Source organism: Mucilaginibacter phyllosphaerae, assembly GCF_004378255.1.
Classification (GTDB): Bacteria; Bacteroidota; Bacteroidia; order Sphingobacteriales; family Sphingobacteriaceae; genus Mucilaginibacter; species Mucilaginibacter phyllosphaerae.
Map to the genome: position 1 here is coordinate 655,951 of NZ_SNQG01000002.1, position 12,055 is coordinate 668,005.

Consider the following 12,055-nt stretch of genomic DNA (forward strand, 5'->3'; position numbering starts at 1 on the left):
GTTGATTATAACACAAATGTAGGTTGGTGATTTAGCCCATAAAACCCGAAAGTTGCGGAATTGGACACGATTAAGGGATTTAAGGATGAGCAGAATTAAATAGCCACGTCATTGCGAGGTACTTCGCAATGACGTGGCTATTTTCTGTTCCCTCTTCAGGGGGTTAGGGGGCTCTTATTTCAACTCATCCAATACCTTAAACATCTTAGCCCTGATACCGCTGCCCGGGCCGTAATAGTTGTTCACCATGATAGAGAAACAAAGCTGGCGGCCATCATGTGTTTGGAAACCGGCGTAGGCCTGCACGCTGTTGATGCTGCCGCTTTTCATTTTCATATCGTTATAAACGGGCAGGCTCTCGTAAAAATCATTAAACCAAGCTGCCCCGTGTGCAGATTGCAGGATGCGCGCCATGGTAGAAGTAGTGATCCTGTCCTCGGGAGAAAGGCCGCTGCCATCAAATATGTTCATCGAACGTTTGTCGATACCCTTTGCTTGCCAAAAATCTTTCATCGCATCAACACCATCATTTGTGGAGACGGATTTGCCTGCCTTGCCCGCCATGGTTGCCAATAGCTGCTCGGCATACAGGTTTACGCTTTTTTGGTTAAGCCAGTAAACTATCTTGCTTAACTCGGGCGATAAAATACTGGTAACATTGGTAGTAGCCGCTGTTACAGTTTGCCCTTTATCTGCCAGCATAACCGATGATGTAGGCTCGGTGCTTACGGTAATGCCAATCCGTTTCAATGTATTATTCAGGCGCAGGGCGGCATCATAAGCAGGATCAGGGATGGCGGCTGCAACGCGTTTCTTGGTCTGGTCGATAGCGTAGGTGCCGCGCAGGTACATTACCTTGCTGCCGTAAGCGGGCAAGTAGGGATAAGCCAGGTCGCCGGTTTTGGCGGCGCCGTTGGTTAATTCGCTTTTATACTGGAGGTAGTTGGTTTCGGGATAGGTACCGGCTATGCCAATCGTGTTACCCATAGCACCTGTGCGCAGCAGAATATCAAACTGGTTTTCGCGCCAGCAAAGCCCGGCAATACCTGCGCCATAATAAGTGCCCAGATCCTGCCAGATCCATCCATCGGGAACAGACTGGCTTTTAAAATTACCGTTATTGCCAATAACACGTCCGTTTATTTTTTTGATGCCCGCTTTTTTAAGCGCGGTAACCATGGTATTTAAAACCACACCCTCGCGTGTGGTGGCCCAGCGCCAGCTGCCCAGGGTAGGATCGCCGCTGCCTTTGATGATGATATTGCCATTCAATGTACCATCTGCACCCAAGGTGCCGGTATAACCTAATTGCGTTTGGTACTGGTAATCTTTCCCTAAAACATTAAAAGCAGTGATACTGGTAACCGTTTTTAAGGTAGAGCCGGGAGCCAGGCCCATATCCGGATTGGCGGCAAAAACCTGTTCGCCGGTTTTGGCATCCAGCACTGTTAAGGATACCGATGCATACCGGCACTGGCTATCTTGCTGCAGGCGGGTAAACGCTTTTTGTAGGTTTTGCTGCAGGCTTTGCGCGCCCGCAATGTTGGCTATAAATAAAAAACTAACTAAGTACTTCGGGCTTATCCTCATGCGTAACGTTGCGTTGTGATATATAATAAAGCGGTATGCCTACTAAAACAATAACTAAACCGTAAACGGGATATTGCCATTTATAGATGCATAGCAAAATGCAAAATGCAATACCCATAACGATATAGATAGCAGGTAGGATGGGATAACCTATTGCTTTATAGGGCCTTTCTGCATCCGGGCGTTTAGCACGTAAAATAAAAATACCGGCAATGGTAAGCATGTAAAATATCACCACTACAAATGATATCATATCCAGCAGGTCGCCGTAGCGGCCGCTTAGGCATAATAACGATGCAACACCCGCCTGGATCCATAAGCCAAACTGCGGTACGCCATATCGGTTTAAGGTACCTGTCTTTTTAAAGAACACGCCATCCTTAGCCATGGTGTAATACACACGTGCGCCTGATAGTATCAGCCCGTTATTACAACCAAAGGTCGAGATCATGATCATCACCGCAATAATATACGTACCCACATTGCCAAAAATAACATGCGATGCTGCTACGGCCACACGGTCTTTATCGGCAATGGTAATTTCATGCAGGGACAGTACGCCGGTGTACACCACATTGGCCAATACATATATCAGCGTTACGATAATGGTACCAAACATCATGCTTAAGGCCACATCGCGTTTAGGATTTTTCATTTCGCCGGCTACAAAGGTTACGCTGTTCCAGGCATCACTACTGAAGATAGAACCTACCATGGCTGCTGCAATAGCCCCCAGGGCTGTACCTGCAGTTAGGGCGGTTACGCTGCCGTCTTTGTTCAGGTTATGTAAATCCCAGGCGTTGGTCCAGTTGGCAGTCCAGATATCGCCTTTAAAGGCCAAAAAGCCAAAACCTATCAAACCAAAAAGACTGATCAGTTTGGTCATGGTAAAAGTAGTTTGGATCAGCTTGCCACCCTTTACCCCCCTGGTGTTAATGTAGGTTAGTAAAACAATCAGTACAATGGATACTACCTGTGCTGCGCTTATCTTGGTAAAACCCGCATCGAATAAAATATTATCTTCGCTTACTGCCGGTATCATATAAGCGGTAAACTTAGAGAAGGCGACACCAACAGCCGCTATAGTGCCGGTTTGTATCACGGCAAAAAAGCTCCAACCGTATAAAAAGGCTATTAATTTATTGTACGCCTCTTTAAGATAAACATACTGGCCGCCCGCCTTAGGGAACATAGCGCTTAATTCGCCATAGCTTAGGGCTGCAGTAAGTGTCATAAAGCCGGTGATGATCCAAACGGCTATCAGCCAGCCGGCCGAACCCACGTTGCGGGTTATATCGGCACTTACAATAAATATACCGGAGCCTATCATAGAACCTGATACCAGCATGGTGCCGTCGAGCAGGCTTAATTCGTGTTTTAATTTGGGTTGAGCAGTGTCTTTTAACATTAGGGTTTAGTTTAAACTACTAAACTATCAAAAACTTTAAATTGACAGGCTATTGTAAAGAAATTAATTTACTATTTTGCGACAACCAAATTATAAACAGCGCTTTGCGCAGCAGTACCGCACACTTATAAACAACTAATTATAGCTTATGGATCTTTTGAACACTTACTTAATTTATCTGATCCCTGTTTTCGGACTGGTAGGGATCGTCGTGATGGCCATCAAATCGGCATGGGTTACCAAACAGGAAACAGGCGATGCCTCTATGAACCAACTGGCGGGCTACATTGCAGATGGGGCAATGGCGTTTTTGCGCGCAGAATGGAAAATACTAAGCTACTTTGTAGTGGTGGCAGGTATATTATTAGCATGGAGCGGTACAACGGTTGGGGACAAATCAAGCCCGGTTATCGTGATATCATTTGTGATCGGCGCTTTTCTTTCTGCATTTGCAGGTTACCTGGGGATGCGCATCGCTACAAAATCAAATGTGCGTACCACGCAGGCGGCTAAAACAAGCCTGGCGCAGGCCCTAAAAGTGTCGTTTACGGGCGGTACGGTGATGGGTTTGGGCGTTGCAGGTTTGGCTATTATCGGCTTAGGCTCATTATTCATTGTGTTTTACACTATGTATGTAACCAGCAAAGGCGAAAATGTTAACGGAGAAGCTATGGCTAAAGCATTGGATGTATTGGCAGGCTTTTCGTTAGGTGCCGAGTCTATCGCTTTATTTGCGCGTGTTGGCGGCGGTATCTACACCAAAGCAGCCGACGTAGGTGCCGATTTAGTAGGTAAGGTTGAAGCAGGTATCCCGGAAGATGACGTGCGTAACCCTGCTACCATTGCAGATAACGTGGGTGATAATGTAGGCGACGTTGCCGGTATGGGCGCCGATTTGTTCGGTTCTTATGTGGCTACGATGCTGGCTACCATGGTACTGGGCCGCGAAATTGTATCTCATGATAACTTTGGTGGTATTGCCCCGGTTTTACTGCCGATGGTTATTGCCGGTTTAGGTTTGATATTTTCTATCGTGGGTGCATCATTGGTGAAAATTAAAAAAGAAACCGATAGCGTACAGGCCGCCCTGAATTTAGGTAATTGGGCATCTATCATTTTAACAGCAATTGCTACTTATTTTTTGGTGCAATGGATGTTGCCTGCCGATAGTTTCCACATGGTGCGTGACGAAGATGCCTCGGGTGCCATTAAAGCCGGTTCGTTAGTGTTTACTAAAAACGGTGTATTTGGTTCTATCCTGGTAGGTTTAGTAGTGGGCACACTCATGTCTATCATTACCGAATATTATACCGCTATGGGTAAACGCCCGGTAATGAGCATCATCAGGCAATCGGCTACGGGGCATGCAACCAATATTATTGGCGGTTTAGCTGTAGGTATGGAATCTACCGTACTGCCTATTATTGTGCTGGCAGCAGGTATTTACGGGTCTTACTTTTTTGCGGGATTATACGGTGTAGCTATTGCAGCCGCCGGTATGATGGCAACCACCGCTATGCAATTAGCTATTGATGCCTTCGGACCTATTGCGGATAACGCCGGTGGTATAGCCGAAATGAGCCGCCTACCCGAAGAAGTACGCGGCCGTACAGATAATTTAGATGCGGTAGGTAACACTACTGCGGCAACAGGCAAAGGCTTTGCCATTGCATCTGCTGCGTTAACCTCACTGGCCTTATTTGCAGCCTTTGTGGGTGTGGCTGGTATCGAGCACATTGATATTTATAAAGCCAACGTGTTGGCAGGTTTATTTGTGGGGGGGATGATCCCGTTCATTTTCTCGGCATTGTGTATCTCGGCAGTGGGCCGTGCGGCTATGGCCATGGTTGAGGAAGTTCGCCGTCAGTTCCGCGAGATCCCGGGTATTATGGAATACAAAGCCCGCCCCGAGTATGAAAAATGCGTGGAAATCTCTACCAAAGCCTCTATCCGCGAGATGGTTGCCCCTGGCCTCATCGCTTTGATCACGCCTATTGTTATCGGCTTCTTGTTCGGCCCCGAGGTATTGGGCGGTTTGCTGGCTGGTGTTACCGTATCGGGTGTGTTAATGGGCATCTTCCAAAGCAACGCAGGTGGTGCCTGGGATAACGCCAAAAAATCATTTGAGAAAGGGGTGGAGATCAATGGCGAGATCTATTACAAAAAATCTGAACCGCACAAAGCATCGGTAACAGGCGATACCGTGGGCGATCCGTTCAAGGATACTTCTGGCCCGTCTATGAATATCCTGATCAAGCTGATGTCTATTGTATCCTTGGTTATTGCGCCGCACTTAAACACGGCGGATGCTACCAATAAAATGATGCAGAAGCAAGAAAAGGTGCAATCGATGAATGTGCACCAGATCCATGCAGATAAAAAGATCTAATATTATCACTAAAATCCGGCAGGGTTAAAATACAGAGGCCGTATCATTTTTATGATACGGCCTCTATTGCTTGTGGAGAATATCGGAGTCGAACCGATGACCTCTTGCATGCCATGCAAGCGCTCTAGCCAGCTGAGCTAATCCCCCGTTGCGGGCTGCAAATATATCATTTACAATAGTAACTTAAAACTCAAGTGCAACTTTTTTTGAATTATATTTTTGATATTAATACTATAGCATGGTATGCTTTTTCGTAAGAAATAAAAGGATTACGTTTTCTGCGTTAATAGGGTAATGGAAATATTGTAAAAAAGTAAAGCCCCTGATGGGCAGGGGCCTTTACTAACCAATTATAAACCTAAATTATGAGAAGACTATTTTATTATTTTTAATAGTGTAAAAGTAACACTAACTTTTTAATTGCAAAGAATTAATTTGTAATTTTTTTGTAACTTTTAATTCTATGCTTGAATTCCTTTATTGCATTTGCAATTATAACATAATCTATTTAATAAATGTTTAAATTAATGTTAATTTAAATGTTAAATTTTGTTAATTATCTTTATTCTGCTTGGAATTTAATGAATGCTTTCCATTTTGAATTTTTTATGGTCGAAAGAAAGAAATTTTTATGGTTTTGCATGATTGTTTGATTGATTTTGGTGCATATAAGTAGTAATTAGGCCGATTTAATTCAATATGTTTAATAAAATACTTTTATATAGATAAATTTTATACTTAAAGTATTGAAACTAAATAAGGTGTATCATATTTAATTGTTCAGCACTTTTGATATGGTTTTAATAGATAGAACTTTGTAAGCTATTAGCAAAATCAGTCATTAAAAAACAAAGGCGCTTACATTTGTAAGGCGCCTTTTGCAATTGTGATTGGATTGGATATTAAGTATTGTAAGCGGGTGTACTTTTAAGCGCCAAAATTGTTGTTACGTTAGTTTCTCGCAGCAATTTACCATGCTCGTAAAGGCATTGTTTATGAAACTGCGGATAAACCTCTTCTATATCCTTGTTATTAATGATAATAGCCAGCATAAACAATTTTGATAGCCTGTTCTCTCCTGCTACCTGCATATGCGATGTGGTATCTTCGATAATATGGGCGTATTTTTTTAACAGCAAGTTGGTTTTAAGCCTTAAGGCATAAAACATATTTTTCATGTAATTTGTAAAAGAATCGTTATTGCGTTTGTAAACGGTGTTAAAAGCGGCATACAATTCTTCTGTTTTTTGAATTTGGCCCAGGCGGAAATAGCAGTTGCCCATAACCACACCTAAAAAATAGGTATAACTATCTATTTTTTGCAGGTTGATCTTTTTATAGTTCTTCTCTAAAATGTTGATATAACGCAACGTTTTTAAAGGGGCCTGTGCAATTAAGGATGTATAGGCTCCCAGCAGATATATCATATCATTTGAGGCATTGTCCTCAAAATAATTACCTTCTTTGGGTGGGTTAAAGTAAAAGTGGGTGATTTCGGCAAATACCTCTTTTTTAAATTCGCCGTACTTAAAAAAGGCATAAAGTGTATCCAGGCATTTAAGCGGATTAATCGCAAACCTGTTATATTCTTCTGCTGGTATGGCTTTTAATTTTGCCAGGTATAACTCCAGGTCGTTCATATCCAGCCGCATTACTGCCGATGAAGCCAGCATTGTATATACCAGGATGCGTTTGCGGTTAGAAAGGCCGAACTTAAGCAGGCTGTGTAGTGTTTTTTTATAGTTGAGGTTAATAAACTCTATCCCAAAAAAGTAGTTGAAAAGCGCCGGGCTGCAATCTTTTTTAAAGTATTGTGTTAACGATTCTGACCGGTTTGCAGAGGCCCATTGCTTGTCGAGCATATCGCCCAGAAAAATGATCAGGTCTGATTTTTCTTTGAGGGAGAGCTTGGTTTGTGACAGCACGTCAAAACCAAGCTGCTGATCTGTTCTGATGGCATACAGCAGGCACCATTTTAATACGGGTAACTTATGTTTGCTTTCCTCAAATTGTGTGTTTATCGCTTTTATTAAGTGGGTGTCAAAAACAAAGTTATTGGCTTGCAAAAGTGTTTTTGAGATAGCATACTCTAAAAAATTATGATTACTGAATTCGATGTTGGTCTGATACTGCAGATCGGTGCTATTATTCAGCTCTCTGATAAAGCCTACGCCTGTAAGTTCGTTATAGGCTTGCGGGTATTGCTTTATCAGCGCGTTAACGCTGGTTTTTGTTACATCATAATTCTGGTTAACAAAATCCATACGTTCGATAAGGCCCTTAAGCAATAAAATCTTTTCGGCAGAGTAATGGCCGAGGTAAACCTTATTGAGTATAAAGGTAGATATCAGTTCATAAATGCAAACATGATCTATATCGCTTAACGAAAAATTATCTTTATGTTCCTTATAATAAAACTGAAAATATAAGGGGTGATTAAGATCGGTTGCTATATCGGCAGATAAGCCGCTTTTGGCCCCCGGGTTTATAGTATGCGAAAGTTCTTTTATCTCCTGTACACTAAACAGCGGTACATTAGTGGCCCAGTTTGCATTGCCAATGAAGCCCTTAAACCATTTATTACTGCCATTATCTACATCATGCCTGTTATTTATCCAGGTGTCTGAACGCATAGTGACAATCAGTTTAAACCACGGGTACGACTGGTACAGCGAAAATATATCTGTTAGCTGGCTAAGTAAAAGTTTAAACTGCTCGGGTTTATAATTGTGTTCATCCAGATCGTCAATCACCAGGAAGAAATCTCCTCCTTTTTTTTGCTGATCGTCAAATAAAGCGGTTATATTTTCGTCTGCAGAGTATCCCAGTAATGCTAATAGCCATTGGTTAAGATCGCGCCCGCTTAAAAATGCGCTCATTAAAGCGCTTGTGCTAAAAAATAGGATAACATCGTCTGAGTTACCCTGCGCGTTTAAATTTATTCGCTCTTCAAGCCAGTGGCAGAGTGCAATGGTTTTGCCATGCCCGGCCGGTGCGGCAAGTAGGGTAGCTGTGTAATCGCCTGCTAAAAATTCATCAAAATGATGATTTACATGCTGCCTTTTAATAGTTAAGTTGTATGGTATCCCTGCCTTATTGCGTAAAACCTGCAGGGTAAAATTGGTGATCTTGCTGGCGTTTATTTTAAGCCTTTCCCAACTGGCGTTGTTTGTTGCAGAAGTTTGCGGGGTTTGTTCCTGCTGGTGGCAAAAATCATCCCAACCCTGATAGCCGCAGTATTTGGCCATTACATTTATAGTAAATAAGGATGGTTTAAACTTACTGTAAGCAAACCCGTAGATCCTTTTGAGGGTAGTTTCGCTAATGCTGAATTTGGTTTGATTGTATATCAGGTTGGATATAGCCTTACAATCACATGGGGTTATTGTACTAAACCCGGATTTTTCAAGAACCGCTGTTTTTAGTACTTCAATGTATTGAGGTAATAATGAAGTCATACGCAACAATTATTAATCTGCTTATCTTAATAAGTTCTGTTATGCTATAACAAGCTGAATACATTGCCGTACGGTTAAGTTTTTTGATACATCCCCTTTTGCAACTTTTTTACCTGTGTTATATTCTTCTGCTACGCGGCAAAGCTTCTCTTCGAGCTTTCTGCACAGTTCTTCATCTTTATCATAACCCATAGACATTAAAGGGGTGTCTGTCAAAAGGTTATAAGAGTTCTTCACCGGCAAACCGCAAATATTTAATATGTCATACTTTATTTGATTACTAATAAATACAAGATCCATTTCGGTAGAAGTTTTCAGAAATACTTTAATTTATACGTAAATGTAATCATTCGGTTACTTAAAAAAGTATGTATGAAATTTATCAGTAATTCAATATTTGCTTAAAAGGAAATAAAAAAGGCGAATTTAAATTCAATGTGTACTTTTTTATGCTTAAATTAAATTATTAATTTAAAGTATTGTAGATTAACAGTTGTGTGGTAATTACGTGATTTTAAAATCACGTAATTATACGTGGTTTTATAAAGGGGATTCAAACAGCCTATATTTTAATGCAAACAGCACTAACCCGGCAATATTGCGGCAGTTAGCTTTATCTATCAGGCTTTTTTTGTGCCCCTCTACTGTGCGGATGCTTACGTTAAGTTCGGTAGCAATTTCGGCATTATTAAACTCCTGGCAAATCAGGGTTAAGATCTGTCGCTCGCGTTTAGACAGGCTTACCCGCAAGCCGTTTAAATTATCCTGCACAGGTAAGCGATGGCCGGCGGTGGTACGCAGGGCCTTAATTACTTCGGCATTAAAATAAAACCCTGTTTTATGTACGGTGTTAACAGCCAGCAGCAATTCGTCCCTGTCGCAATTTTTAGCCAGGTAACCAGATGCGCCGCAACCAATCATTTGCGTGATAAGGGTTTCGCTGGCATGTACGGTTAGTACAATTACTTTTATTTTAGGATAATTTGCCTGCAGATATTTATTGAGTTCGATGCCATTCATACCGGGCATATCCATATCAATAATGGCTACATCTACAGCCATGTTAAACTTATTAAGCGCATTGATAAAAACTTGCCCGCCCGAGCATTCTGCAACAAGGCTGAAATTTTCGATAGAATTTATCAGCAAAGCCAGGCTCTGCCTAAAAAGGTTCTGGTCATCAACTATAGCTATATTGATCTGGCTCATGCGCATATCAGTTTAAGGGACATTCAATTTTTATACGGAACCCCTTCCCCGAGTAGGGTTCGAGCGAGTAGGTGGCATTGATATTTAACAACCGGCTTTCGATGTTTTGCATACCCATACCTTTTTTTACCGTTTCGGTATCAGTTGGCAGGCCTTTGCCGTTATCGGCATAAGTTATATGCAAGTTTTGCGTATCTGTAACAAGCCCTATATTGGCCTTGCTTGCCCCCGAATGCTTAATGGTATTATTTAAAAGTTCTTCTAAAACACGATAAAGCGCCGTAGCTGTGTTAAGGTGCAATTGGTCTAATTCCCTTTCTGCGTTATTTGTTAGCGATATTTCTAATTTGCCCGACTGGTTGATAATGGTACAATGCTCGGTAACAGCCGCAATCAGCCCATAATAACGTAATGTTGTTGGGGATAGGTTATGCGATATATTACGTACGTCCTTTACTATTTTATCAATAATGGTTTTACTGGATTGTTTAAAATCCTGGTGGTTTTTATCTTCGCCGCCTGTTGGTTTAAACATTTCTATCAGCAGCCTCAGGCCGGATGCGGTGGTGCCTACATCATCATGCAGATCTTGCCCTATGCGTTTACGTTCTGCCTCCTGCGATTCGATGACGGCCTTAAGTAATTCTTTTTGATGCGCTATCTGGGCTTGTTGAAACTGCTGCCGCTGTTTTAACAACCTGTTTTGATTGCGGATGGAAAAAAAGATGAAAGATGCAACGAGCAAAAATGTGCCGCCCATCGCTAAAAAAACTAATATGTAGATGTTATCTGTTGTGTTCTGCATTTACTAAATCCAACGGCAAATAAAATATATTCAAATATCAGTATCGTATCGTGTATGCTCCAAACAATTTGGGTAACTGTTTTACTTACTACCAATAAATAGTTCGAAAAAATAAACATAAACAGGCAGCTTGCATAGTAAAGCAATATGCCGCCGTTTATCCAATTATACTTGTTAGCTGTCCAGCTTTCGTCGTCTTCGTTTTGTTTTGCAATAAATAACAGGCTAAATACGATAAGTATGATTGCATCCAGTGGCCTGGTGTAAGTGTTGTATTCAATTTTATTTTGAATGAACAGATAATTTACAATACACAATAATGTAAATACAGCCATTAGTACGGCAATAACACGCCGCCCTTTTTTTTCAAAAAACTTACTGTAAAAAGATGCCAGAAAAATAAACTCAAAAATGGTGTAAAGGTTAATTAACGCTATACTGTTAAACCCGTTTTTACTGGCAATTATATTAACCAGATTGATTATGCCAGAAAAGATCAGAAACCCAAAAATGATTTTAAGTGGCCGGGTAAGGGCCGGGTAATTTAAGATGGCGCTGAAAACCGGAATAAGTATAGTTGCCGGCACAATATACCATACGTATATCAGGTACATGTCAGACATAAGTTATGTTTATAAGCCTTAAATATATCAAAGCTTATAAACATAACCGGAAATAAATTGAAAATTATGCGTCTAAAGATTCTCCCGTGCCCGGTCCGCATGTTGGCGGGCATGCCGTAGTAAGGTCATATACATTGCTTGGCGGGTTGCCAACCTTCTCATCTGTAAGATGTTTGTATAATACCTCTTCTCCACCATTAACCGGTACCAGCATTAGTTTTGCGCTAAGTGCATCGCCCGCAAATTCCAGCCCGATAAAGGCCTTTACCGCTTCAGCATCGGGGTTGTAAAGTAAAATGTTCTTAAAATCCACAATAGGGATAACAAATGAACGGGTAATAAAATCGGGGTTTGCCGTTTTCAGGTAATCTCGCCAGTTTGCTGCCCATTCTTTTGCGGTTGTTACGGGTATTGTTCCGTCCGGATCGTTTGTAGTGCTCATAAAGTGTTAAGGTTTAAGTTATTAAATTGTTAAAAATGTAAAATGGTGCAATTTTTGATGCGTAATAAGAACAACACTGTTTAAAGAAATTTTATAGTACTGAAGCAAGGTATTTGAAAAAATGCTTAGGC

At 41.5% G+C, this 12,055-nt stretch carries 9 protein-coding genes and 1 tRNA gene; 1 reads left to right on the plus strand and 9 read right to left on the minus strand.

What is annotated here, in order from left to right; all coding sequences use genetic code 11:
- Positions 1 to 174 precede the first annotated feature (174 nt).
- Both dacB and E2R65_RS07790 read right to left on the minus strand, forming a co-directional pair.
- Complete coding sequence (dacB, locus tag E2R65_RS07785) at positions 175 to 1,590, minus strand: D-alanyl-D-alanine carboxypeptidase/D-alanyl-D-alanine endopeptidase (RefSeq protein ID WP_134335913.1); 1,416 nt, start codon at positions 1,588 to 1,590, stop codon at positions 175 to 177.
- Positions 1,562 to 2,998, minus strand: a complete 1,437-nt coding sequence (locus tag E2R65_RS07790) for an APC family permease (protein ID WP_134335914.1) — start codon at positions 2,996 to 2,998, stop codon at positions 1,562 to 1,564. Before E2R65_RS07790 ends, dacB begins: the two co-directional genes overlap by 29 nt.
- A gap of 148 nt (positions 2,999 to 3,146) precedes the next feature.
- Here E2R65_RS07790 and E2R65_RS07795 point away from each other — a divergent pair, with 148 nt between their 5' ends.
- Positions 3,147 to 5,387, plus strand: coding sequence for a sodium-translocating pyrophosphatase (locus tag E2R65_RS07795; RefSeq protein ID WP_134335915.1), 2,241 nt, complete (start codon positions 3,147 to 3,149; stop codon positions 5,385 to 5,387).
- Between the two features lie 73 nt (positions 5,388 to 5,460).
- On the opposite strand, the gene E2R65_RS07800 is transcribed toward E2R65_RS07795, so the two are convergent.
- From E2R65_RS07800 to E2R65_RS07830, 7 genes are all read right to left on the minus strand, one after another.
- A tRNA-Ala gene (locus E2R65_RS07800) sits at positions 5,461 to 5,534 on the minus strand.
- Positions 5,535 to 6,289: 755 nt separating this feature from the next.
- Complete coding sequence (locus E2R65_RS07805; RefSeq protein WP_134335916.1) at positions 6,290 to 8,845, minus strand: NACHT domain-containing protein; 2,556 nt, start codon at positions 8,843 to 8,845, stop codon at positions 6,290 to 6,292.
- A gap of 39 nt (positions 8,846 to 8,884) precedes the next feature.
- Entirely contained in the window at positions 8,885 to 9,145 is a 261-nt protein-coding gene (locus E2R65_RS07810; protein ID WP_134335917.1) for a hypothetical protein, read from the minus strand.
- Positions 9,146 to 9,385: 240 nt separating this feature from the next.
- The gene (locus tag E2R65_RS07815) at positions 9,386 to 10,054 is read right to left on the minus strand and encodes a response regulator transcription factor (protein ID WP_158285237.1); all 669 of its coding nucleotides are present in this window, start codon (positions 10,052 to 10,054) and stop codon (positions 9,386 to 9,388) included.
- 7 nt (positions 10,055 to 10,061) lie between these two features.
- A complete protein-coding gene (locus tag E2R65_RS07820; RefSeq protein WP_134335919.1) occupies positions 10,062 to 10,859 on the minus strand; it encodes a sensor histidine kinase in 798 nt (265 codons plus the stop codon).
- Positions 10,826 to 11,482: a hypothetical protein gene (locus E2R65_RS07825; protein ID WP_134335920.1), complete on the minus strand. Its 657-nt coding sequence runs from the start codon at positions 11,480 to 11,482 to the stop codon at positions 10,826 to 10,828. The genes E2R65_RS07820 and E2R65_RS07825 overlap by 34 nt, the downstream gene beginning before the upstream one ends.
- A 64-nt stretch (positions 11,483 to 11,546) precedes the next feature.
- Entirely contained in the window at positions 11,547 to 11,924 is a 378-nt protein-coding gene (locus E2R65_RS07830; protein ID WP_134335921.1) for a hypothetical protein, read from the minus strand.
- Positions 11,925 to 12,055 lie beyond the last annotated feature (131 nt).